The organism is Aurantimonas sp. E1-2-R+4 (assembly GCF_036549515.1).
Lineage (GTDB): Bacteria > Pseudomonadota > Alphaproteobacteria > Rhizobiales > Rhizobiaceae > Aurantimonas > Aurantimonas coralicida_A.
Genome location: NZ_JAZHLK010000004.1, coordinates 24,882 through 49,116, shown reverse-complemented (window position 1 = coordinate 49,116; position 24,235 = coordinate 24,882). Strand labels below are relative to the sequence as shown.

At 63.7% G+C, this 24,235-nt stretch carries 21 protein-coding genes; 11 read left to right on the top strand and 10 right to left on the bottom strand.

The window, feature by feature from the left end:
* Positions 1-146 precede the first annotated feature (146 nt).
* Positions 147-1,274: a DUF4062 domain-containing protein gene (locus VQ045_RS03165; protein ID WP_331829137.1), complete on the top strand. Its 1,128-nt coding sequence runs from the start codon at positions 147-149 to the stop codon at positions 1,272-1,274.
* Positions 1,275-1,427: 153 nt separating this feature from the next.
* Here VQ045_RS03165 and VQ045_RS03160 read toward each other — a convergent pair whose 3' ends face one another.
* From VQ045_RS03160 to VQ045_RS03145, 4 genes are all read right to left on the bottom strand, one after another.
* Entirely contained in the window at positions 1,428-1,961 is a 534-nt protein-coding gene (locus tag VQ045_RS03160) for a hypothetical protein (RefSeq protein WP_331829136.1), read from the bottom strand.
* Positions 1,962-2,045: 84 nt separating this feature from the next.
* Positions 2,046-3,158 carry a YcjF family protein gene (locus VQ045_RS03155; protein ID WP_331829135.1) on the bottom strand — a complete coding sequence of 371 codons (1,113 nt, stop codon included), beginning with the start codon at positions 3,156-3,158 and terminating at the stop codon, positions 2,046-2,048.
* Positions 3,155-4,606 (bottom strand): YcjX family protein, encoded by a 1,452-nt coding sequence (locus VQ045_RS03150; protein WP_331829134.1) that lies wholly within the window; start codon positions 4,604-4,606, stop codon positions 3,155-3,157. The genes VQ045_RS03155 and VQ045_RS03150 overlap by 4 nt, the downstream gene beginning before the upstream one ends.
* 81 nt (positions 4,607-4,687) lie before the next feature.
* Complete coding sequence (locus tag VQ045_RS03145; RefSeq protein WP_327625346.1) at positions 4,688-5,215, bottom strand: SixA phosphatase family protein; 528 nt, start codon at positions 5,213-5,215, stop codon at positions 4,688-4,690.
* 295 nt (positions 5,216-5,510) lie between these two features.
* On the opposite strand from VQ045_RS03145, the gene dksA reads away from it, so the two are divergent.
* On the top strand, positions 5,511-5,927 hold the full coding sequence (gene dksA, locus VQ045_RS03140) for an RNA polymerase-binding protein DksA (RefSeq protein ID WP_327625345.1): 417 nt from the start codon (positions 5,511-5,513) through the stop codon (positions 5,925-5,927).
* A gap of 318 nt (positions 5,928-6,245) precedes the next feature.
* Here dksA and VQ045_RS03135 read toward each other — a convergent pair whose 3' ends face one another.
* On the bottom strand, positions 6,246-7,262 hold the full coding sequence (locus VQ045_RS03135) for a hypothetical protein (RefSeq protein ID WP_331829133.1): 1,017 nt from the start codon (positions 7,260-7,262) through the stop codon (positions 6,246-6,248).
* Between the two features lie 327 nt (positions 7,263-7,589).
* Between VQ045_RS03135 and VQ045_RS03130 the strand changes: the two genes are divergently transcribed.
* Positions 7,590-7,787 (top strand): hypothetical protein, encoded by a 198-nt coding sequence (locus VQ045_RS03130; protein ID WP_331829132.1) that lies wholly within the window; start codon positions 7,590-7,592, stop codon positions 7,785-7,787.
* Between the two features lie 286 nt (positions 7,788-8,073).
* Entirely contained in the window at positions 8,074-10,617 is a 2,544-nt protein-coding gene (cckA, locus tag VQ045_RS03125; RefSeq protein WP_331829131.1) for a cell cycle histidine kinase CckA, read from the top strand.
* A gap of 25 nt (positions 10,618-10,642) precedes the next feature.
* Here cckA and VQ045_RS03120 read toward each other — a convergent pair whose 3' ends face one another.
* On the bottom strand, positions 10,643-11,563 hold the full coding sequence (locus VQ045_RS03120; RefSeq protein ID WP_331829130.1) for a pseudouridine-5'-phosphate glycosidase: 921 nt from the start codon (positions 11,561-11,563) through the stop codon (positions 10,643-10,645).
* Positions 11,563-12,531: a carbohydrate kinase family protein gene (locus VQ045_RS03115; protein WP_327647758.1), complete on the bottom strand. Its 969-nt coding sequence runs from the start codon at positions 12,529-12,531 to the stop codon at positions 11,563-11,565. The genes VQ045_RS03120 and VQ045_RS03115 overlap by 1 nt, the downstream gene beginning before the upstream one ends.
* A 164-nt stretch (positions 12,532-12,695) precedes the next feature.
* Here VQ045_RS03115 and recA point away from each other — a divergent pair, with 164 nt between their 5' ends.
* Both recA and alaS read left to right on the top strand, forming a co-directional pair.
* On the top strand, positions 12,696-13,772 hold the full coding sequence (recA, locus tag VQ045_RS03110; protein WP_327625337.1) for a recombinase RecA: 1,077 nt from the start codon (positions 12,696-12,698) through the stop codon (positions 13,770-13,772).
* A gap of 166 nt (positions 13,773-13,938) precedes the next feature.
* Positions 13,939-16,602: an alanine--tRNA ligase gene (gene alaS / locus VQ045_RS03105; protein WP_331829129.1), complete on the top strand. Its 2,664-nt coding sequence runs from the start codon at positions 13,939-13,941 to the stop codon at positions 16,600-16,602.
* 184 nt (positions 16,603-16,786) lie between these two features.
* Here the strand turns inward: alaS and VQ045_RS03100 are convergent, their stop codons facing one another.
* Positions 16,787-17,998, bottom strand: coding sequence for an NADP-dependent isocitrate dehydrogenase (locus VQ045_RS03100; protein ID WP_327647755.1), 1,212 nt, complete (start codon positions 17,996-17,998; stop codon positions 16,787-16,789).
* A gap of 179 nt (positions 17,999-18,177) precedes the next feature.
* Here VQ045_RS03100 and VQ045_RS03095 point away from each other — a divergent pair, with 179 nt between their 5' ends.
* The 3 genes from VQ045_RS03095 to murI all read left to right on the top strand — a co-directional run bounded on the left by VQ045_RS03095 (position 18,178) and on the right by murI (position 21,295).
* Positions 18,178-19,656 (top strand): carboxylesterase/lipase family protein, encoded by a 1,479-nt coding sequence (locus tag VQ045_RS03095; RefSeq protein WP_331829128.1) that lies wholly within the window; start codon positions 18,178-18,180, stop codon positions 19,654-19,656.
* A gap of 89 nt (positions 19,657-19,745) precedes the next feature.
* Positions 19,746-20,519 carry an RNA methyltransferase gene (locus VQ045_RS03090; RefSeq protein WP_331829127.1) on the top strand — a complete coding sequence of 258 codons (774 nt, stop codon included), beginning with the start codon at positions 19,746-19,748 and terminating at the stop codon, positions 20,517-20,519.
* The gene (gene murI / locus VQ045_RS03085) at positions 20,516-21,295 is read left to right on the top strand and encodes a glutamate racemase (protein WP_331829126.1); all 780 of its coding nucleotides are present in this window, start codon (positions 20,516-20,518) and stop codon (positions 21,293-21,295) included. Before VQ045_RS03090 ends, murI begins: the two co-directional genes overlap by 4 nt.
* A gap of 19 nt (positions 21,296-21,314) precedes the next feature.
* On the opposite strand, the gene VQ045_RS03080 is transcribed toward murI, so the two are convergent.
* Positions 21,315-21,824, bottom strand: a complete 510-nt coding sequence (locus VQ045_RS03080; protein WP_331829125.1) for a hypothetical protein — start codon at positions 21,822-21,824, stop codon at positions 21,315-21,317.
* A 153-nt stretch (positions 21,825-21,977) separates the two neighbouring features.
* Between VQ045_RS03080 and VQ045_RS03075 the strand changes: the two genes are divergently transcribed.
* Together VQ045_RS03075 and rpsD are read left to right on the top strand one after the other, a co-directional pair.
* On the top strand, positions 21,978-22,136 hold the full coding sequence (locus VQ045_RS03075) for a YqaE/Pmp3 family membrane protein (protein WP_206454445.1): 159 nt from the start codon (positions 21,978-21,980) through the stop codon (positions 22,134-22,136).
* Between the two features lie 223 nt (positions 22,137-22,359).
* Positions 22,360-22,977, top strand: a complete 618-nt coding sequence (gene rpsD, locus VQ045_RS03070; protein ID WP_331829124.1) for a 30S ribosomal protein S4 — start codon at positions 22,360-22,362, stop codon at positions 22,975-22,977.
* Between the two features lie 395 nt (positions 22,978-23,372).
* Here the strand turns inward: rpsD and VQ045_RS03065 are convergent, their stop codons facing one another.
* The gene (locus tag VQ045_RS03065; RefSeq protein WP_331829122.1) at positions 23,373-24,026 is read right to left on the bottom strand and encodes a glutathione S-transferase family protein; all 654 of its coding nucleotides are present in this window, start codon (positions 24,024-24,026) and stop codon (positions 23,373-23,375) included.
* Positions 24,027-24,235 lie beyond the last annotated feature (209 nt).

Below are 24,235 nucleotides of genomic sequence, written 5' to 3'. Positions count from 1 at the left end.
CGATTCTCTGCCGCATAAGCAACGGTGGAGATGGTGCTGTCCGCCCACCTGCGTCGGCGTGACGTTAGTGAAGAGGTTCGTGCGATCGGGGCATCCGCTCCGCAGAACTAGAGCTTGCCGATCATGAGCGGGTGCTTGCTAACTGGGTGGGTATCGCTCAAGTTGTAAATCGATTTACGCTCGTGGAGTGCTATTTGTCTTACTCTATCCGTCATCAGGTTTTTGTCAGTTCGACTTTCACCGACCTCGTGGGGGAGCGCGCCGAAGTCATACAGGCGATTTGGGAACTTGACTGCATACCGACCGGAATGGAGGCATTCGTTGCTTCCAATGAGAGTCAATGGGATGTCATCAAGCGGGTTATCGATGAGTGTGATTACTACGTCCTCATCATTGGCGGTCGGTATGGCTCGGTGACTGAGGATGGCGTCAGCTATACTGAGAAGGAATACCGTTATGCCAAGAAATTGGGCATCCCGGTGTTAGCTTTCGTGCACGCCAAGCCGGAGGATATCCCCGCCGGGAAAACCGAGATTACCGAACCTTCCAGGGGGAAGCTCGAGGCGTTTCGAGTCGAGGTGATGAGGGAGTATCCTGTGCGCTCCTGGTCAAGCGCCTCCGAATTGGGCGGGTTAGTGTCGCGATCACTAGTGCGCGAGATCAAAATCAATCCTCGGCCAGGCTGGATAAGAAATGACGGTTCGTCACCGATTGCCCTTCTTGAACAGATCAACAGACTGACTGAGGAGAATCGGCAGCTGCGCGAAGCGGCAGCCGCACAAGTGCTTGACGAGGAGGACGAAACGCTCGAATCGGGTGATGATGAGGTCGAAATCTATGGCAGTCGTCGCGTGTCATCATCGGGATTTATGGCTGCCAGCACATTTCGTTGGTCAGCCGCAGTAAGTTGGAACGACCTCTTCCGTGATATCGGCCCCGCGCTTATCAATGAGACAACCGAGAGCGAGCTTCAGCGACTCATATCGCGGTTCCACGTTTACGACGATATGCCCCAAGACAAGCATTTGCAGGGTGATGCGGCTCTAGCAATAGAGTCGTGGAACGAAGTCTTGATTCAATTTCGCGCGCTAGGTCTTTTGGATCAGGGTGTAAAGAAGCGGGGCGTAAATGATAGAGCGAGCTATTGGAGGATCACTCCTAGAGGAGATCGGCACCTTGTAACTCTTTTAGCGCGGCGGAAGTCGGCGCCAACTCAAGAGAGTTTGCCTAGAAATAATATTGATGACGGATCAAATAAATCGCCAAGTGTATAGTAGAGTAAATTCTGACTGAGGACCGCTGGGGGATTGGCTGTCTTACTGCTCTGATGCCGTCGTGCGGTCGATTCCGCTAGATTGCCCGCGCCTAAGTAGCGCATCAATGCCATTTTTAGCCGTTTTCTCCGCGCTTTTTCTACAGCCGTCTCATCACTTCACCAGCGCGCTCTGCCTCACCCCGCCGGTGCGCTTCAAATTCATGCCGATGACCGGCACCAGTTCGGACGCCACCCGGACCGAGACGGTGATCGCCATCGCGCCGGCTCCGTCCAGGCGGGCGATCATGGCGCCCTTGAGCTGCTTGCGGTCGAGGCCGACGACGATGCGGTCGCCATCGACATTGCCGGAGACGATGTCGAGGCCCTTGCCCTTGGCGCCGTCCTGGAAGGCGCCGGTGTAGCCCTTGCCGGAGCGAACCACCTCGGCCCGCATCGGCTGCGAGAACATGCCCACCCGGCAGGACCCGTCCAGTTCCATGCCCAACTTCTTCGGATGCTGGGAGCCGGCGAAGTCGCAGACGAATTTGGTGCCCTTGTACTTGCCGGCAACGATCTCGCCGGGTCCCGACCACTGGCCGACGACCTGGCGGAAGAACGCCTCGTCCGGTTCGGCGAGGGCAGGCGTCGCCAGTGCCGAACCGGCGGCGATGGCAAGAGCGAGACCGGCTGTCAGCATGCGGGACATGGGGCGAACCTTCCTGGCGGACGGGGTGGCTGGAACAGACTGCCTTTATCGCCCGGAAGGGTTAATCAAGCCTTGCCGCGGTCTTCACGATATGTCGCGTGACGTCTCATCCGAGGCTGACCGGGACGACCGAATCGCGCCGATTGCGGTGAGATCGCCGAGGACGTCGCCGATCGATGGCCGGCGAACCCGCAGGAAGGGCAGGGGGCGGCAGAGATCCATCGCGGCGAGGCCGACCCGCGCGGTCAAGAGCCCGTTGACGACGCCTTCACCGAGCCGCGCCGACAGCTTTGCCGCCACGCCGTGGCCGAGCAATTGCTGCATGACGCCGTCGCCGATCGCGATCGTTCCGGTGACAGCCAGATGCGCCACCACGTCGCGGGTCAGCCGCACCAGGCCGAGCGTGCCCGGCCGGGCGCCGTAGAGCTCCGACATGCGGCGGATGAGCTTGACGGTCTCGAACAGCACATAGGCGACGTCGACAAGTGCCTTCGGACTGACGGCGGTGACCACCGACACCCGCTTGGCCGAAACGAGCACGAGGGCGCGCGCCTCGGCGTCGAGCGGCCCGAGCAGCTCGCGTTCGGCCAGCGCGATGAGATCGGCGCCGTCGATCACCTCGTCGTCGAGTTCGGCCATCCGCGCCCGGCCCTGAGCGGTCTTCGGTCGATCGGAGAGAAGCGTGGTCAAGGTTCGCACGACCGTTTTCGCGTCCGCGGCGGAATTGGCTTCGTAGGCGGCGAGCGCGGCCTGGCGCTCCCGGTCGACGGCGGCCAGCCGCATCAGGCCGATGATTTCCCGCAGGGCCACGCCCAGCGCGCCGACGACGAGCAGGACGGCAACAACGAGCGCCGCCCATCCCAGCCACTCCGATCGGGCGAACAGATCCCGGATCAGGGCGTCGACGGCGAGGCCGACACCGAGCGAGACGAGAATGCCGAGGGCGCCGAGGAACAATTTGCCGAAGGAAAAGCCGTGGCGCCGCCGCGCCATCTGCTCGATCTCGAGCTCCACGATCGCCTCACGCTCGATGGCGTCGTCCGGCTCGATGGTGATCCGCGCCAGATCCTCGATGGCGCGTGGGGACCGCCCCGGCGCAGCGGTCTTTTGCTCCTGGTCGGAGCGGGGAATGCCCGTCTCTTCCAGCCGATACGCGCCGGGACGCCGGCCGGGGCGGGGGCTCTCGTCGCTGCTCATGCCAGGCGATCTCCCAACAGGAATTCGAGGGCCCGGTCGAGCCGGATATGCGGCAGCGAGAGCGTCATCCCGGCCGCGTCGCGTTCGAGCTTCGGCGGCTTGAAACGCACGAACCGGATCGGGTCCGCCGCGCCGCCGTCGCTTTCGACGAATAGCCGCGCGGGATCGGCGGGCAGATCGCCGGGAAAGATCGCGGTCTCGGTCTTGCCGTCGAAGGTTTCGTCGCCAATCGTCTCGCCGGCCGCGGGGGTGCCGACGATGACGGGCAGCGTGTCGCCGCGGTCGTCGACGCTCGCCTCGCGGGTCGCCCGGATCGCGGCAAGGGCGAGAACATCGGTTCGCGCGCCGGAGAAATTGGCGCGCGCGATGGCGTCGTCGAGCATTCGGCGAACGATGGATTCGAGCTTGCGATGGCTGTCGCGGTGGAGATGATCGGCCTTGGTCGCGGCGACCAGAATGCGGTCGATCCGCCTTGTCAGGAACGAGCCGAGCCAGCTCGAACGGCCCGGACGGAAGCAGGCGAGGATATCCGCAAGCGCGGTTTCGAGATCGCGGACGGCCTCGGGGCCGGCGTTGATCGCCTGCATCACGTCGACGAGCAGGATCTGCCGGTCGAGCCGGGCGAAATGCTCGCGGAAGAAGGGTTTCACCACGACGGTCTTGTAGGCCTCGTAGCGCCGGGCCAGCAACGCCGCGAGCGAGCCCTTCGGATAGGTGAGGCCGGGCTCGACCGGCAGCGGGGCGAAGGTGAGGGCGGGCGAGCCTTCAAGGTCGCCCGGCATCAGAAAACGTCCCGGCGGCAAGGTCGACAGCGCCGTCCTGTCTGCGCGGCAGGCTGTCAGATATTTGGCGAAGGCGGCGTGCAAGGCCTGGGCTGTCGGCTCGTCGGCCGGAGCTGAGAGATCCACCGTTTCGAGCAGCGCGAGATAGTCGCTGGCGAGATGGCTGCGCGACGGCAGCCGGGCGCGCGCGATCGCCTCACTCGAGAACGTCGCGAAATCCTTGTCGAGCAGCGGCAGGTCGAGCAGCCATTCGCCCGGATAGTCGACGATATCGATCGATAGCCGGCCACCGGAGAACATCCGTCCCCAACCCGACGCCGATTCATACTCGATCGTCAGCCGCAATTCGGAAATCGCCCGGGTCGATTGCGGCCAGGCCCGCTCCTCGAGGATCGTGCGGATATGGTCCTCATACTGGAAGCGCGGCACCGCGTCGTCCGGCTGCTCCTCCAGATAGCTGCGCAGGATGCGTCCTCCGGCCTGGGCTCCAAACAGCGGCAGCCGGCCCCCATGCAGGAGGTTGTGGACCAGCGCGGTAATGAAGACCGTCTTGCCGGCCCGCGACAGACCGGTGACGCCGAGACGCACGGTCGGGTGGAAAAGGCCGGTCGTCCGATCGGCGAAGGTATCGAGGACGAGACGGGCCTCGTCGGCAAGAGAGGTCATAGGCTGGGCGAAAATCCTCTGGAGACGGGCTGTCGGCGATATAGGCAGTGACGATGGGCGTCGAAAGTGCGCCTCCTTCGTCTAACGCAGATCATGGGGATCGACGAATTCGCGAAGCCGGCCGGTGCCCCGTTCGATCGCGTCCAGCGGCCCTGAAAACTCCACGACAGCGAGGCCGCAGGTGGGGAAGCCCATCCGAATGGCTTCGATGGCGGCGGGATCGCCATCCGCGATGAGCGACAGGGTGAATTCCTCGATCACCGGATTGTGCCCGACGAGGAGGATCGCATCGCAATCGCCGTGGCGCCGCGCGGCGTCGTAATAGGCCTCGACGCCCATGGCATAGAGGGCGTCCGAGGCTTCCTCGCGGCCTTCAGTCGGAAGTTTGGGGCGAATCCGGTCATAGGTCTCGCTCGCCCGCTTCGCCGTCGAACACACCACCACGTCGAAGCGGTAGCCTTTCCTTGCGATGAACTCCGCGAGCCGGTCGGCTTCCTTGCGTCCTCGCGCATCCAGCGGACGGTGGTGGTCGCGCTGGCCGGGAAGGGCCCACGATGAATGCGCGTGGCGCAGGATGTAGAGGCGGCGGCTGGGCGATAAGGCGGACATGGCGATGGACTATGCCGAAACGACGGCATCGGGCAATCCGGTGACGGTCAAGCGCGCGCGCTGCTGACCCGGAAAGGCGGCATCGCGGCTCTTCATGCCGAAACCCGCGAACGCACGGGCCGGCACGTTTGTTGCCCGTCATAGCCGTGTCATCGCGCGGGCCGATGAGTCCCGTCGAAAAGCGAAGAAAAACGGGATGTTAGAAACCCGTTCACTTTCAAGTTGTAGTCTATGAACAACTTGTTCGCTGCGGAAAGCGTCGTTATAAGCCCGATTGCGTGAACGGAGGTGCGTGATGAGCGAGACACTCAATATAGAGACGACCTTGTCCGAGGACGGGCAGTTCATGAATGATGGCCAGAGGGATTATTTCCGCAAGAAGCTGCTGGCCTGGAAAGCGGAAATCCTGCGCGAGTCGCGAGAGACACTTGCCGCCCTGGCCAATGACAACAGCAATCTCGCCGATGCGGCCGATCGCGCCTCGTCGGAAACGGATCGCGCCATCGAGTTGCGGGCGCGCGACCGTCATCGCAAGTTGATCGCCAAGATCGACGACGCGCTGGAGCGGATCGACGAGGGCACCTACGGCTATTGCGAAGAGACGGGTGAACCGATCAGCCTGAAACGGCTGGACGCCCGCCCGATCGCGACGATGTCCCTGGAAGCGCAGGAGCGGCACGAGCGCCGCGAGAAGGTCTATCGGGACGAGTAGCTCCTCGGACGGGGCCGCTTACACACCAAGATTTCGGCTGGCGCCTATAGGCTCAGCCAGCGAAAATTTGGTTTGGTCCCGAGTGACGGGGCGTGAATCGAAGAGCCACTGAACTCCCTCCATCACTGGTTTTCCGCACCTGCCATTTCGGCGGATGAGCCGCTACCAGCCACCGCTCTCTTCCAAGATCCTCGCATACACCCTGCCAAATGTGTCGGTGTCAGAGCAGCGACCGGCCTCGGTATCGTGCGGCGGCACGCCTTGCCTTCAGGGTTTCAGTGCCAGGCGGACACCATAAGTTTCCGGGGATTGCCCGACTCAGTTGGCCTTGCGATCGCTGTCGTCGCCGAAATTGAAGTCGCCCAGCAACCGTTCCATTTCCTCTTCGAGTGTCAAAGGCACAGGCGCCGCGGCGGTGCGGGGCGGCGTGTCCGGCTGAACTGCCGAGCGAGGAGGCGTATCGCCTCCGGTGGATGAGGCAGGCGGCGCTGGTGCGACAACGCGCGGTGCCTCGGTCGCCGTCGCGGGATACGGCTCTGATCTGGAGGGCTCGACTGGGGGCGCTCCGCGCGGCGCATTCGCACCTGAATCGCCGTCGTCGGGCTTGTCGGCGAAGAAGGCGTCGTTGCCAAAATCTGCATCCATCTCGGCCGAAAGGAAGTCCTCGAGACTCGGCTCGGCCTCCGGAACGGACGGACGTTTCGGCGCGGCCTCAGTCTGGCTTGAGGACGTGGAACTCCCCCCGGCGGCAGGCGGCCCCGAACGCTGCCGATCCCGCTGGTCGGGGTCGGTAAGCGACGAGTTCGCGTTATCTTGACGTGTCGTCGCCTCGGCTGCCTTAGGGGCTGGCTGCGGCATTTCCGCCGGCGCCTTGCGATTTTGTATCGCCGTGGCGAAGCTCCTGACCGACAGCGGCTGCCGCGGCGGGTCTCGGCGATCGACGGCATCGACGGCAATGGCTGGTGCGGTCGCATCCTGCACGCGATCCAGAGCGGGGGACTGAGCGCGATTCATTTGCGCGCGCAGATCGGCCCGGGGCTGCTCGGCCTGAGAGGCCATCGGCTCGCGTTGCACATCCGGCACTGCCAGCGACGGCTCGCGTCGGGCCGAGGCAGGCGAGGCGGAGAACGCAGCTTCGGGTTTGGAGACGGGAGACTCCGGCGAGACGTTCCCGGCGTCCGTCGTCGACCGGCTCTGCCGCAGGTTGAGCGTCGGCGTCGCGATCGAACGTGGAGGAAGGCTCCGCGCGGATGCTGGTGAGCGATCGGTATCTATTTCCGGAATGGGGGCCGCGCTGTATGCGGGCGCCTTGGCCTGTTCGGTGCCGGCCGCCATTGGAGATGGCGGGACAGTCGGAGCCGGGGGCACCGGCAAGGGCGCCGTCATCGGCGTGGGACGGGACTTGTTCTCGGATGGGGTCCGCGAGGCGACCGTTTCCTGGTGGCGTGGTTCAGGGCGTGGAGCCAGCGGTTTCGCTTCCGGGGCTGGAACCGGAACGGGAATCGGTGCAACACCTCGACTGGATGCCGGTTCCGGCGACATATCGTCTTCGAATTCCGGGAAGTTGCCGCGTGGTTCGTCCCTACTGGCGCCAGTCGTGGCTCGAACGCGCAGAATGCTGCCCTCGATGAGCACATCGTTCTGCCCACCGACGAGCACGAGATGCTCAACCTCGTCGCGTCGCACCAAGACGAGGCGCCGTTTCTCGTCGATTCGGGCGACATCCATGACCGCCAGTCGCGGAGCGCTTCCCTTGAAGCCCGTGCCGATTCGGCTGCCAAAGGCTTTTTTGGCGAGCACGATCATCAGTATTGCCAACAGGCACACGGCGGTCGCCACGATCGCCACCCAGACGATTGACGCGAGACTTTCGCCTACTAGGTCGACGATCCATTGGGGCATAGGCGCGATTTCCTCCTGCGGCGCCGGAGACCAGCGAAGTTTTCTTCCGTCACCCAACCCGGTTGACCGATCTTTCGGTCCGGGGCAAGTGCAACGTCAGCTTGGCTGTTCATAATGCGTGGACAACGGTGCGCGAAGTCAGCATGGGCATTTTTCGTGGTCTTGGTTGAATAAAGCTTGGACGCGATCACTCGCCTCGGATTCGCTTTTGATTCATAGTTGCGGCAAGCAGGGGCGAATCGACATGGATGGAGCGGCGATGGGCGCGGCCGAGAAGCCTTTGATCGACCGGGCTGCGGCCGCATCGGGTGTGCGGCGCCTGCTCGTTCTGGGTGGCTTGTTGACCGTCCTGGCGGCATCGCTGGCGCTGTTTGGCCACGCCTATGGCGCAATCGCGCTGCTGGTGATCTTCGGTGGCCTCGCCGTGGCTGGAATCGCCGCGATCTTCGCCACCGCACTCGGCTTCGTGCAATTTACCGGCCGAATCGGCGAAGGCGCGATCGCCAAGGACTTTCTCGATACCGCGCGCAACGGGACGCTGATCGTCGATCGCAAAGGGCGAATCATCTACGCCAACAGTGCCTATGGCGAGACGACCGGCGCGACGACGGCCGTCGGCGTGAAAACGCTGGAACGGCTGTTGGCGCGTGAACCGGAGGCCTCCGAGGCGATCTATTTCCTCGCCAATCTGGCGCGTGAAAATCGTTCCGGCCAGCGCGAGTTTCGTCTGCCGCGCAGCCTCTCGGCGATGGCGGCTGGCAATGGCACGCCGCATTGGTATCGGGCCTCGGTGCGCCCGTTGGCGACCTCGCGCGGAACGCTGCAAGCCTGGCAGATTCTCGACATCACCGCCGACCGCCAGTCGCAGGAGAGTTCCTTCCAGGATCTCCAGCACGCGATCGACTATCTCGACAGGGCGCCCGCGGGTTTCGTGGCGACGGACGCCGATCTGAAGATCGCCTATCTCAACGCCACGCTGGCCGGATGGCTGGGCGTCGATCTGGTCGAGTTCAAGCCCGGCGAGCTTTCCCTTCTCGATTTCGTGCCGGAAGCGTCACGCGCGTTGCTGGCGCCCAATGCCAGCGACGATGACGCGGACGGAACCAGCATCGTCGATCTCGATCTCATCACCCGCGACGGGCAAAGCCTTCCGGTGCGGCTTCTGCGCAAGCCGGTGACTGACGACGCCGCGGCGCCGGGCATTGTGCGAACGCTCGTTCTCAGCCGCAGCGCGAAGAGCGAAGCGGCGGATACGGCGGAACTGGCCGAGGCGCGTTTCACTCGCTTCTTCAATTCGTCCCCCATGGCGATCGCGGCGCTGGACGAGGACGGGCGCGCGATCCGTTCCAACGCGGCCTTCCGGCAGGTCTTCGGTCTGGATGCATCCGGCGGCACCGCCGAGTTCGTCGGCAGCATCCGCGAAAGCGATCGCGATGGTCTGCGACAGGCGCTCGCCGCCGCGGTTCGCGGGCAAGCTGGAATCGCGCCTGTCGATGCCGAAATTCTGGGTGAGAGGCCGCGCTCTGTCCGGCTTTATATCAGCGCGATTCCGAAGGCCGGCCCGGACACTCACGAAGCGGCGATTCTCTACGGTGTCGAGATCACCGAGCAAAGGGCGCTGGAGGAGCAATTCGCCAAAAGCCAGAAGATGCAGGCGATCGGCAATCTGGCCGGCGGTATCGCCCACGACTTCAACAACGTGCTGACGATCATCACGGCGTCTGTGGACTTTCTCCTGCTCAACCATCGCACCGGAGATCCCTCGTTTCAGGATCTCTTGCTGATCAAGCAGAGCGCCAACCGCGCCGCCTCGCTGGTGCGCCAGCTGCTGGCCTATTCGCGCCGGCAGACGATGCGGCCGAAGATGCTCAACCTCACCGACGTCGTCGCCGACATGCATCTGCTCCTGAAGCGCGTCAGCGGCGATCACGCCAAGCTGGAGCGCCATCACGCCCGTGACCTGTGGCCGGTGATGGCCGATATCGGCCAATTCGAGCAGGTGATCACTAATCTGGTTCAAAATGCCCGCGACGCGATGCCCGATGGCGGAACGATCACCATCTCCACTCGCAATGTCGAGGCCGCCGAAGCCCGCGGCTTTGCATATGCGGAACTGACCGAAGGCGAGTATGTCCTGGTCGAGGTCGCGGACACCGGAACCGGGATTCCATCGGACCTCGCCGAACGCATTTTCGAGCCGTTCTTCACCACCAAGGAGATCGGCAAGGGCACTGGCCTTGGCCTGTCGATGGTCTATGGCATCGTCAAACAGTCGAGCGGCTTCATCTTCGTCGACTCCAAGGCCGGCGAGGGCACGGTCTTTCGAATCTTCCTGCCACGGCACATCCCAGATCAGGTCGCGGCGGCGAAAATCGCGGCGAGTGCGATCGCCCCCTCAAACGCCAAGCTCGACCTTTCGGGAACGGCGTCGATCCTGCTCGTCGAGGACGAGGATCACGTGCGGGCCGGCAATGTCCGCGCTCTCAAGATGCGCGGCTACGACGTCCACGAAGCCGCCTCCGGCATCGAGGCGCTGGAAGTGATGGAAGAACTGGACGGTCAGATCGAGCTCGTGGTCTCCGACGTGGTCATGCCGGAAATGGACGGGCCATCGCTGCTCCGCGAGATGCGCAAGAAGCGACCGGATCTGAAATTTATCTTCGTGTCGGGCTACGCCGAGGACGCGTTCGCCAAGAACTTGCCGGAGGGCGAAAAGTTCGGCTTCCTCGCCAAGCCGTTCTCGCTGCGCGAACTGGCCGTCGCCGTCAAAACCATGATTGACGAATAGGCTCGAACCGCTGCCGCTTCCCAGCTCACGCGGTCTTGGCCATGGCGACGGCGATGCGTCCGGCCAGCCGCGCGTTGGCCTCGACCAGCGCGATGTTGGCGGCGAGCGAGCGCCCCTCGCTCAAATGATACATGCGATCGAGCAGGAACGGCGTGACGGCCTTGCCGCTGATCCCCTGAACTTTCGCGTCGCTGAGGGCCTGTTCGATCCAGCCCTCGACCATTCCGCGCGGCAACGCCTGATCCTTCGGCACCGGATTGGCGACCAGCATACCCCCGCCGATCGAAAGAGAGCTCCGCGCTCTCTGAAAGGCGGCGATCTCGTCCGCCGTATCGAGCCGAAGGGGGGCGGGCAGGCCGGATTCGCGCGACCAGAAGGCAGGTAACTCATCGGTGCCGTAGCCGATGACCGGAACGCCTTTTGTCTCCAAGACTTCCAGGGTTTTATTGAGATCGAGAATCGCCTTCGCCCCGGCGCAAACCACGATAACCGGCGTTCTCGCAAGCTCCTCCAGATCGGCGGAAATGTCGAAGCTCGTATCGGCGCCGCGATGAACGCCGCCGATACCGCCGGTGGCGAAGACGCCGATCCCGGCGAGATCGGCGGCGATCATCGTCGCAGCGACCGTGGTCGCGCCGGTTCGCCCCGTGGCGACGGCATAGGCAAGGTCGGCCCGCGACAGCTTCATCGCATCCCGGGTCGTCGCGAGTGCGTCCAGTTCCTGGTCGTCGAGTCCGACAACCAAGTGCCCATCCAGAACCGCGATGGTCGCTGGGACGGCGCCTTGCTTGCGTATGATCGCCTCGACATTGCGGGCCATGTCGCGGTTCTGTGGATAGGGCATGCCGTGGGTGATGATGGTCGATTCCAGCGCCACCACTGGCCGTCGGCTGCGAATCGCATCAGTGACCTCGGCAGAGGACCTGAACGGGAGCGTCACGGACATCACAGCGACCTTTCCGGTAAATGAGGATCTGGCAGAGCCGCGGCGCCCTCCTGGATCAGTCGAGGGAAATCGCGTGGCGGAAACGGATCGACAGAAATCCGGATCGATGACGCTACCAGGCCCGCGCGGACGCAATCGATCCATTCACGCCCCTCGCAAAGGCCGACGAGCGCGGCTGCGGCCAGCGTGTCCCCGGCGCCGGTGACGTCCCTTGGAATCACGACGGGGGGCTCCTGGAAGGCGATCGTCTCGCCGTCAATCACCACGACTTGCCTCGGTCCATCGGTAATGACGGCGCGCCGTGCACCGAGTTCGATCAGGAGTTCGGCGAGGAGCCTGGGGCTCGTGCCAGAACTGGCCTCGACCAGGCTTGCCGCCTCGGCATGCGAAAGAAACAGCGCCGAAAGCGAGCGAATTGCCCCGTGCAGGCGGCGAACTTTGGCGGGCGAGACACCTATCGCCGCGATGGGACGCCCGCCGGCGGCCTTCGCCAGCGCGTCGATCGATCCGCTCGGCAGGTTCGCGTCGACCAGCAATGCGTCGACCTCATCTATCGCTGCCCTGACATGCCGCCGCGTGAACACGCGCGGAACCAGGAGATCGTAAAGGCCCATGTCCGCGACGCCGGCAACAAGCTCGCTCCGGTCGTCCAATATGGCCGTATAGGTTGGTGTCGCCCGGTCGATCCAGGTGATGGAGACATCGGTGAACTTGCGAGCGGCGATTGCCTGGGCAATTCGGTAGCCGTCGGAATCGCCGCCCCTGGCGCTTTGCAGCACCACCGCGCAACCGAGCGCGTCCAGCGTCAAGGCGGCGTTGAACGCGGCACCGCCCGGCATGTCGAAGAAGCGGCCGGGGTTCGACGCGGCGGGACGATACGGCGCATCGGCCTTGGCGCGCCGGTCGATATGGGCCGCACCGACAACGAAGACGGAGAGGGAATGAGATGAAATTCCGGACTTCTTCATAAAACTTTAACAGACAGTGAGAGCGGACTGCGATTCGGCTTGCGACGATAAACCGGAACAAACCAGGAATATGGGCTTGCCCAATGAGAACAAATAGCGTACACGTTTGGTTCAGGCCGCATCATTGCACCCCCGTCCAACGCGTGGAATAAGGTCCCGTCTCCATGGCACAGAACACACTCCGTCTCGTCGAGGAAAATTCGTTGGACAAGAACAAGGCTCTCGATGCCGCGCTTTCGCAGATCGAGCGGGCGTTCGGCAAGGGCTCGATCATGCGGCTCGGCGCGAACGAGAAGATCGTCGAGATCGAAACCGTGTCGACGGGCTCGCTCGGACTCGACATCGCGCTCGGTGTCGGCGGGCTGCCGAAAGGCCGGGTCATCGAGATCTACGGGCCGGAAAGTTCGGGCAAGACGACGCTCGCCCTGCATACGATCGCCGAGGCCCAGAAGAAGGGCGGGATCTGCGCCTTCGTCGACGCCGAACACGCGCTGGACCCGGTCTATGCCAGGAAGCTCGGCGTGGATTTGGAGAATCTGCTGATCTCGCAGCCCGATACCGGCGAGCAGGCCTTGGAGATAACCGACACCCTGGTTCGCTCGGGCGCGATCGACGTGCTGGTCATCGATTCGGTCGCGGCGTTGACGCCGCGGGCGGAAATCGAGGGCGAGATGGGCGATTCCCTGCCGGGCATGCAGGCGCGACTGATGAGCCAAGCGCTGCGTAAGCTGACCGGTTCGATCTCCCGCTCTAAATGCATGGTCGTTTTCATCAACCAGATCCGCATGAAGATCGGCGTAATGTTCGGTTCGCCGGAGACGACCACGGGCGGCAACGCCTTGAAGTTCTATGCCTCGGTTCGTCTGGACATTCGCCGTATCGGCGCGATCAAGGACCGCGACGAGGTCGTCGGCAACCAGACCAAGGTCAAGGTCGTCAAGAACAAGCTGGCGCCGCCGTTCAAGCAGGTTGAATTCGACATCATGTATGGCGAGGGCGTGTCGAAGACCGGAGAACTCATCGATCTCGGCGTCAAATCCGGGATTGTCGAAAAATCCGGCGCCTGGTTCTCCTACAACAGTCAGAGACTGGGGCAAGGGCGCGAGAATTCGAAGAATTTCCTGCGCGACAATCCCAGTGTCGCCAATGAGATCGAGGCCCTGATCCGCCAGAACGCCGGCCTGATTGCCGAGCAACTGCTCGTCGATCCCGGCGGCGAGGACAGTGCCGACGAGGGCTGAACCGCCGGGCTCCGGTCGCGGCCGTCGCTGAGATGCGCGCCGGCGAACCGGAGCTTGATGGACACTGCTTCCGGGCCTCTGTACAAAGCGCCTTCGATAGGGATCGGAGGCGCTTCTTTGCGTGGTCCGGCCGTGTTTTTCCGTCAGTTTTCCGAAGGTCGCATTCATGAGTGGCGTCAACGAAATCCGGTCCGCGTTTCTCGATTATTTCGCGAAGAACGACCACGAGCCGGTCGCGTCCTCGCCGCTGGTGCCGCGCAACGACCCGACGCTGATGTTCACCAACGCCGGGATGGTGCAATTCAAGAACGTCTTCACCGGCGTGGAGAAGCGTCCTTACTCCCGGGCCGTCACCTCGCAGAAATGCGTGCGCGCCGGCGGCAAGCACAACGACCTCGACAATGTCGGCTATACCGCCCGCCATCACACCTTCTTCGAGATGCTGGGGAACTTCTCTTTCGGCGATTATTTCAAGGCTCGGGCGATCGAGCTCGCCTGGAACCTGATCACCAAGGAGTTCGATCTGCCGGCGGACCGGATGCTGGTGACCGTTTTTTCCGAAGATGAAGAGGCGGCCACCCTCTGGCGCAAGATTGCGGGGCTGCCCGACGACCGCATCATCCGCATCGCTACTTCGGACAATTTCTGGTCGATGGGCGAGACTGGCCCGTGCGGCCCGTGTTCGGAGATCTTTTTCGACCACGGCGAGGGCATTCCCGGCGGGCCTCCGGGCAGCCCGGACGAAGACGGAGACCGGTTCATCGAGATCTGGAACCTGGTCTTCATGCAGTTCGAGCAGCTCTCGGCCGACGAGCGCATGGAGCTGCCGCGTCCGTCGATCGACACGGGCATGGGGCTGGAGCGGATCGCGGCCGTCCTCCAGGGCGTCCACGACAATTACGATATCGATCTGTTCAAGGCGCTGATCGAGTCGGTCGAGGCGGCGGTCGGTTCGCGGGCCGAGGGTGACAAGATTGCCAGCCACCGGGTCATCGCCGACCATTTGCGGGCGACCGCGTTTCTCATCGCGGACGGGGTGCTGCCGTCCAACGAGGGACGCGGCTACGTGTTGCGGCGGATCATGCGGCGGGCAATGCGCCATGCCAAGTTGCTCGGCGCGCGCGAGCCGGTGCTGTTCAAGGTGCTGCCGACGCTGGTCGCCGAGATGGGCCGTGCCTTTCCCGAACTCGTGCGGGCCGAGGCATTGATTTCGGAAACGCTGAAGCTCGAGGAGAAGCGATTCCTGCAGACCCTTGATCGCGGTTTGACGCTGCTGACGGATGCGACCGAAGGCATGGGCGCCGGCCAGAAGCTCTCCGGCGAGACGGCGTTCAAGCTTTACGACACTTATGGTTTTCCGCTCGATCTGACCCAAGACGCACTGCGCCAGCGCGGCATCGCGGTCGATCTCGACGCGTTCAATACGGCGATGGCGCGTCAGAAGGCCGAGGCACGGGCCAGCTGGTCCGGCTCCGGAGACGCGGCGTCTGAAAATATCTGGTACCCGATCCGCGAGCGCGCCGGTGCGACGGAGTTCCTCGGCTACGATACCGAGCGGGCGGAGGGCGTGGTCATGGCGCTGGTCAAGGACGGGCAGGAGTTGGACCGTGCCGAGACGGGCGAGGAAATCTTCGTCGTTCTCAACCAGACGCCATTTTACGGCGAATCGGGCGGCCAGCTCGGCGACGCCGGCACGATGCGCGGCGAAAACGTCGAGATCGATATCACCGATACGCAGAAGGTGGCGGACGGTTTGTTCATCCATCGTGGCACGGTCAAGGCGGGCGCGGTTCGCGGCGGCATGCCGCTCGACCTTCAGGTCGATCATTCGCGGCGGTCGCGTATCCGGCTTAATCATTCGGCGACCCATCTCCTCCATGAGGCACTGCGTCAGGTGCTGGGCACCCATGTGGGCCAGAAGGGCTCGATGGTTGCGCCGGGGCGGCTGCGCTTCGACTTCTCCCATCCCAAGCCGTTGGACGCGCGCGAGATCGCCGAAGTCGAGCGGCTGGCCAATCGGATCGTGCTGCAGAACGCTTCGGTGGAGACCCGGCTGATGGCGGTGGATGACGCGATGGCGGCCGGAGCCATGGCGCTGTTCGGCGAGAAATATGGCGACGAGGTCCGGGTGGTGTCGATGGGGACGACCGAGGAGGGCGAAAAGGCTGGCCGGCCGTTCTCGATCGAGCTCTGCGGCGGCACGCATGTTGCCGCGACCGGCGACATCGGGTTGGTCCATATTGTCGGCGAGAGCGCTGTCGGCGCCGGCGTGCGGCGCATCGAGGCGCTCACGGGCGAGGCGGCGCGGGCCTACTTCGTCGAACAGGACGAGCGCGTGCGACGCATGGCGTCGGCGCTGAAGGTCGCGCCCGCCGAGGCGGCGGAGCGGTTGGAGGCGGTCGTCGAGGAGCGGCGTCGGTTGGAGCGCGAACTCGCTGAGGCGAGGAAGCGGCTCGCGCTCGTGGGTGATGGTGCCGGACAGGGTTCGTCCGCCGCGCCGAAGGATGTCGGTGGCGTCAGCTTCATGGGACGGGTACTCGAGGGCGTCGCCGGCAAGGATCTCAAGAGCCTCGTCGATGAGGCCAAGGCCGGGCTCGGCTCCGGTGTCGTCGTGTTCGTCAGCGTCGCCGACGGCAAGGCCAGCGTCGTCGTCGGCGTCACGCCGGATCTGACCGAGCGGTTCGACGCGGTGTCGCTGGTGCGGCAGGCCAGCGCGGCGATCGGTGGCAAGGGCGGCGGTGGACGGCCGGACATGGCCCAGGCGGGCGGGCCCGACGGGGATAAAGCGAGCGACGCCGTGTCGGCGGTCGAGGCGGCGCTCGCGGCCTGACCGCCGTGGTCGGTTGGACGGGTGACTTTTGAAGGCTCGCAGCAGGCGACCTTCTGGGGCACCCGATCGACGGAGATCGGGTTGCGTCGACATTGGCCCAGCGCTGGCGCTAACGAGCGGACAGCATGAAAAAGGGGAGCGGCCCGGCCGCTCCCCTTTTTCTATTTGCGCGTGACGCTGGCGCTCAGGCCATCGCCTTCTGCAGGTTCTCGTCGATCTTGTCGAGGAAACCGGTGGTCGACAGCCAGGGCTGGTCAGGGCCTATCAGCAGCGCCAGATCCTTGGTCATGAAGCCGCTTTCGACGGTGGAGATGCAGACCTTTTCCAGCGTGTCGGCGAAGCGCTTCAGCTCGGCGTTGTCGTCGAGCTTGGCCCGGTGCGCGAGGCCGCGCGTCCAGGCGAAGATCGAGGCGATCGAGTTCGTCGAGGTCTCCTGGCCCTTTTGATGCTGGCGATAGTGCCGCGTCACTGTGCCGTGCGCGGCTTCCGCCTCGACGGTCTTGCCATCGGGGGTCATCAGCACGGAGGTCATCAGGCCGAGCGAGCCGAAGCCCTGCGCGACCGTGTCGGACTGGACGTCGCCGTCGTAGTTCTTGCAGGCCCAGACGTAGCCGCCGGACCACTTCATCGACGATGCCACCATGTCGTCGATCAGGCGATGCTCATAGACGATGCCCTTGGCGTCGAACTCGGTCTTGAACTCGGCGTCGAAGATCTCCTGGAAGATATCCTTGAAGCGGCCGTCATACTGCTTGAGGATCGTGTCCTTGGTGGAGAGGTAGACGGGGTAGCCGCGCTGCAGGCCGTAATTCAACGATGCGCGGGCGAAATCGCGGATCGAATCGTCGAGATTGTACATCGCCATGGCGACGCCGGCCGCCGGAGCGTCGAACACCTCGTGCTCGATCGTCTCGCCGTCCTCGCCGACGAATTTGATCGTCAGCTTGCCCTTGCCCGGAAACCTGAAGTCCGTCGCGCGATACTGGTCGCCATAGGCATGGCGGCCGATGATGATCGGCTTGGTCCAGCCCGGCACGAGGCGCGGCACGTTCTTGGCGATGATCGGTTCACGGAAGATGACGCCGCCGAGGATGTTGCGGATGGTGCCGTTTGGCGAGCGCCACATCTTCTTCAGGTTGAATTCGCTCACCCGGCCCTGATCGGGGGTGATCGTGGCGCATTTCACGCCGACGCCGTACTGCTTGATCGCATTGGCTGCGTCGATCGTCACCTGGTCGTCCGTTGCGTCGCGATGTTCGACACCGAGATCGTAATATTTCAGGTCGATGTCGAGATAGGGGTGGATCAGCTTTTCCTTGATGAAATGCCAGATGATCCGGGTCATCTCGTCGCCGTCGAGTTCCACGACCGGATTGTCGACCTTGATCTTTGCCATCGGCGCCTTCCTTGAAAACAAATCGGCGGCCTGAGGGGCCGCGCAGGTGACGAAAGGAAGCGGGGCCGCTTCCCGAAGCTCAGCGCGCCCTATAGCACCGGCACCCGTCGGCGCAAAGCAGTGTGGCCGTTTCGCCGGAGCCACCGGGCAGGCGGATACTGAAATACCAGGAGTCGCAAATGCCGAAGTCGGTTTTCGTGGAGGCGCCCTGCGGGCCGGTGCGCGGCTTGGAGGAGAACGGCACCGCCGGATTTCGCGGTATTCCCTATGGCGAGCCGCCGGTCGGCCGGGCCCGCTTTGCCGCCCCCAAACCCGCCCGGCGATTCGCGGCGATTTTTCACGCTGACAGTTATGGGCCGGCGGCGCCGCAGCGCCGATCGCTGCCGGAGCCGTTCGCCAGGCTCTCCCCAGTGACGCGTTCCTTCAGTGAGAGCTGCCTCAATCTGCATGTCTGGACCCCGGACATAACCGGGCGAAGACCTGTTTTGGTCTTCATCCATGGTGGTGGTTTCATCATCGGCGCGGGCGCGCAATATCCCGGCGACGATCTCGCTCGTCGCGGCGACATCGTTGTGGTGACGTTGAACTACCGCCTGGGCTTCTTTGGCTTCAATGCCTTTGCCGAGATCTTTCCGGGCGACGATCGCTTCGCCGCCAACGCCGGCCTTCTGGATCAGCGAATGGCACTTGAATGGGTGCGGGACAACATCGCGGCCTTCGGCGGCGATCCCGACCGCGTCACCATCGCCGGCGAGTCGGCCGGCGCGGCGTCCGTCGCGTTCCATCTCGTCGCCCATCGCTCTCAGCCGCTCTATGCCCAAGCGATCCTGCAGTCCGGAACGCTGAACCTCTTCTACACGCGCGACCGGGCAATGGAGGTGAGCCGGGACGTTCTGCGGATCGTGTCGCCGAAAGGGGATCCGGAACGGCTCTTTCGGCTAGATCACGACGCCTTCGCCGTGGCCACGCGATCTCTGGCGGACAAGCACACCGGGATCTTGTCCCGCCCGTATCTCGATGGCGCCGAGCTTCCCGAGACGAGCCTGCCGGCGCTCTATGGCGCGATGAGGCCGGTGCCGGTGCTGATCGGGACGAACCGCGACGAATTCTCGCTTTTCAGCGAATTGTCGATATTCCGCATCGACAGCAGCAAGGCGGCACTGGCCGAGTGGGTCGAAAGCGCGGCCGGGGCCGAGACGGCGCGCCGCCTCTCCCGACTTTATTCGGACGACCGGGAAGGGCGGATCGGCTTCGGCACCGATCTCCTGTTCCGGATGGCGGCGATCCACCAGGCCGATGTTCATTCGAGCCGCGCGCCGACCTTCATGTATCGTCTCGACTGGGAGGCAAAGGGCCTGATGTCGCGCCTTGGCGCGACGCATTCGCTCGATCTGCCGCTCCTCTTCGAGGACTTTCTCAAGCCGTTTCGCGCCGTTTATCTCGGCATTCTGCCGGACCCTCGGCGCCGAGCGCTGGCCGAGCGAATGCGGAGCCACTGGATGCGCTTCGTCAACCAAGGCCGACCGGGCGAAGACTGGCCCGCCTATGATGCCGACACCCGCGAGACGAAAATCTTCGCGCTCCCCGATCGTGTGCTGTCAGATCCCGAACGTGACCGCCGCGTCGCGTGGCAGGGGGTCGACGGCTATACGTTTTGAGCGATCGCAGGCCGGCAAAATCGCGCCACGACTTGGCGGGGCGGAAGGAGCGCGCTATCAGCCGTGCGGCAAGAAGGATCGCGAATTTGATGCCCGCCCGCACCTCTCCCACACCGGAACCAGGACCGGTGATCGTCCTCGTCGAGCCGCAGCTCGGCGAAAACATTGGCATGGTCGCGCGGGCCATGGCGAATTTCGGTCTCGTCGATCTGCGCCTGGTCAAGCCGCGCGACGGCTGGCCGAGCGACAAGGCAAGGGCCGCGGCGTCCCGTGCCGACCACGTTATCGACGCCGTCCGTCTGTTCGATTCGGTCGAGGCGGCGGTGGCCGATCTGACCTTCGTCCTCGCCACGACGGCGCGGGCGCGCGACAGTTTCAAGCCGGTGCGTGGGCCGGAGACGGCGGCCGCTGAGTTGCGAGCCCGTATCGGCGTCGGCCAGTCCGCCGGTATCCTGTTTGGCCGGGAGCGTTTCGGACTGTCGAACGAAGAGGTCGGGCTCGCCGACGAGATCGTGACATTTCCGGTCGATCCGGCGTTTGCCTCGCTCAATATCGCCCAGGCCGTGCTGTTGATGAGCTATGCATGGCGCATGGCGGGCACGGACGATCCGGCCAAGCCGCGCTTCGCCGCGCCCGAGGCCCCGGCGGCGAAGAAAGCCGATCTTCACGGGCTGTTCGGACACCTGGAATCCTCGCTGGCCAAGACGGGATATTTCCATCCGCCCGAAAAGCGCGAGGTGTTCGTCCAGAACCTTCGCACCATGCTGACCAAGGCCGGCTTTTCCGAACCCGAAGTGCGGACCCTGCGCGGTGTCGTCAAGGCGTTCGATTTCGCCATCGCACGGGGAGAGGGCGCGAAATGAGCGATCCCATTCTGGTCTTCGATTCCGGCATCGGCGGCCTGACGGTTCTGCGAGAGCTGAGAACCGTCATGCCGGATCGCCGTTTCGTCTATGTCGTCGACGACGCGGGCTTTCCCTATGGCGATTGGGAGGAGGCGCCACTGGTTCAGCGCGTCTCGGGCCTTTTCGCGGAGTTGATCGCGACCCACCGGCCCACCGCCGCCGTCATCGCCTGCAATACGGCTTCGACGCTGCTGCTGCCGGAACTGCGGGAACGCTTCTCCATTCCTTTCGTCGGCACCGTGCCCGCTATCAAGCCGGCGGCCGAGCGCACCCGTTCGGGCCTCGTCAGCGTGCTTGCGACCCCAGGCACCGTGCGGCGCGACTATACACGCGGCCTGATCGACAATTTCGCGCGCCAATGCGAGGTGACGCTGGTCGGCTCCCAGAAGCTGGCCGGTATGGCGGAAAGCCATATCCGGGGGCACGCGGTCGACGGAAAAGCCCTATGGGGCGAGATCGCCGAGTGCTTTGTCGAGCGGGACGGACGGCGCACCGACATTGTCGTCCTTGCTTGCACGCACTACCCGTTTCTCGCCAACATATTCCGCAAGCTGGCGCCGTGGCCGGTCGACTGGCTCGACCCCGCCGAGGCGATCGCGCGGCAGGCATTCAAGGTGTCAGGCGCGGCCGTTGCGGCTGAGCTGCCGGAGGGCTTCGACCATGCGGTCTTCACCTCCGGCGCGCCAGACCACGCGACCCGGCGACTGATTCACGGATTCGGGCTGGCGCTGTGAGCCGTTCCGCGGGCTGAAATCAACCGCGCTGAAAGGTAAGATCCGAGACCGTTACTGCCTTGCCGTCGATCTTTTCCACAACCTGCATCCGGAAGGATTTTCCGCCAGGGTTCTTGATCAGCATCCGCGCCGTGTTGTCATCATAAATGACGCGGCCCCAGGTCACCCTGAGATCGAGCGTATCGCCCTTCAGCTTGCCGACAAGGAGGGCCGGGCCGCTGGATGAGCCCGTATAGCTTCCCGAATAGGTGCCGGTCGCCGGATCGAGTTTGAGGTCAGCGCCGATCGTCCGGCTCATGATCAGCATGGCCCGGCAGGTTCCGGCCAGCGAGAACGAGGTCTTGCTGCCGCGGCTGCCCGCGACCTTGCAACTCACATTGTTCGGTTGCGGGAGTTGCTCCACCTTCACCGAACCGCCGCCGGTCCAGCCACCATCGTAGCGGGCGAAATAGTCGGCGGGCTGGGCCGCGCCCGCGAGGACCGAAACGGCCAGAAACGCAGCGGTCGACGGGAACATCAGGGGCTTCATGGTAGATCCGTTTCTTTGGCGGGTTAGCGGCCCAGCTTTGGCGAGCCGTTGCGGCCGATTGATGACGAATTGCGCCGCAAAATCGTGCCGAGGGGAACGACCTCGCGCCGTTGGCGTTGGTCCGTCAACACACTCACGAAGGCTTGACCGCACATGGATATCATCCGCATCATCGTCGCCATCCTCCTGCCGCCGCTCGGCGTCTTTCTGCAGGTTGGCCTGGGCAAGCATTTCTGGATCAACGTTCTCCTGACTCTGTTTGGCTACATCCCCGGCATCATCCACGCCATCTGGGTCATCGCGAAGTACTGAGGTCGGTATTCGTATGGGTCGTTGACACCCATGCGGCGGGCCATTAGGAAGCACTCATCCGGTTGGGATCCGTTCCAGCCGGTTTTTGACGTGTCCCGTGGACGGCATCGCATCGTGCCCATGCCGTCCTGTCAGTCCGCGAAAATGGCGGGCAGAGGAGGGTGCGTTTCCTTGAAAGCCCGCGGACGGTCCGCCGGGCTTCGTTGCTATTGAAGGAAATGCGATGAGCAAGCGCGCATCAGCGAAATACAAAATCGATCGCCGCATGGGCGAAAACATCTGGGGACGTCCGAAGTCCCCGGTCAATCGCCGTCAGTACGGGCCGGGTCAGCATGGCCAGCGTCGCAAGGGCAAGGTGTCCGACTTCGGCGTGCAACTGCGCGCCAAGCAGAAGCTCAAGGGCTATTACGGCGACGTTTCGGAAAAGCAGTTCCGCAAGATCTACGAAGAGGCTGCGCGCCGTCGTGGCGACACCTCCGAGAACCTGATCGGCCTCCTGGAGAGCCGGCTTGACGCCGTCGTCTATCGCTCGAAGTTCGTCGCGACGGTCTTTGCGGCACGCCAGTTCGTCAACCACGGTCATGTCAACGTCAACGGCCGGCGCACGAACATTCAGTCCTACGTCTGCAAGCCGGGCGACGTGATCGAGGTGCGGCCGAAATCAAAGCAGTTGGCCATCGTGATCGAGTCGATCCAGCTCGCCGAGCGCGACGTGCCGGAATATATCGAGGTCGATCACCAGAAAATGGTCGCGACCTACCAGCGCGTGCCGGGCCTCCACGATGTGCCCTATCCGGTGCAGATGGAGCCGAACCTGGTCGTCGAGTTCTACTCGCGCTGATAGCCGTTCGACCCGTTACGAATGCGAAGGCCGTCCCTCGGGGCGGCCTTTTTCTTTGGATTCGTGGCAAGTCCCTGTGCGTCAACATATCGGCGTTACGATGGCTGTATGATAGGGGTCGACGCTCGCGGAGTGTCCTCGGCTGATTCAGAAGACCGGAGGGACGGCGGAATTCATGGGCGGGGACGTGGACGGCGGGCCTCGAACGGTGGTGACCGACGCCGCCAAGGAGCGGATCAAGCTCCGGTCGAACTGGTTGTACGGCCTATCGATCGTGACGTTCGCCATCGGGACGCCGGCTTCTTCCACCTGGGCCGTATTCGATTCAGGTCTAGGGTCAAGGCTAATAAACTGAACGAATAACTCGGATGACGACTTCGACCCCAGGACGGACCTCAACCGGTCGGTTGCTTGCCGGTGTTAGCTGCCAATTGAGCGTCAAAGGCACGCTTGTAGGCGGGCCGCGCTTCGCCGCGGGCCAAATAGGCGGAGAGGTTCGGATAGTCGTCCAGCATACCCGACGCTTTCAACCGGAGCAGCACCGACACCATCATGAGGTCGCCCGCGCTGAACGCGCCATCGAGCCAGTCGGCATCTCCAAGGCGACGGGAAAGCTGGCCCAGCCGGTTCCGGACGCGATCCTCGACGAGAGGCATGCGTTGCGCGGACCAAGACTTGTCGTCCTCAAGGAGCTTGGCGGTTTCGAGTTCAAGGATCGGCGGCTCCACCGTGCTGAGCGCGGCGAACATCCATGTGATCGCGCGCGCCCGGGCATTCGCATCGTCTGGCAACAGGCCCGCATGGCGCTCCGCGATATGGAACACGATCGCCCCCGTCTCGAACAAGCCGAGACCGCCTTCTTCGTAGGTCGGAATCTGCGCGAAAGGATGAAGCGCCAGATGTGCGGGTTCCTTCATCGCCCTGAACGAAACAAGACGAACCTCGTAGGGTTGGGCCACTTCTTCTAGCGCCCAGCGAACGCGTGTATCACGCGCCAGTCCCTTGCCGCCATCGGGTGACCGTTCAAAGGCGGTAATGGTGATGGTCATCGTGAGGCTCCTCCTTTGCATCGCGGCAACCGTTATCTTTTGGCTCGGTCAATGAGTCCTGTCCCTAGGCTTTTGGTCGACCGTTGGCCTGTTCATCCTGGCGCTGGTTCGTCTTTTCATCGCTTGAATCCTACATCTGAGGGCATTCCGCAATCTGAAGGAACTGGACGAATGACCCTTTGTCAGATCGTCCTTCTGTCGATAGTGCC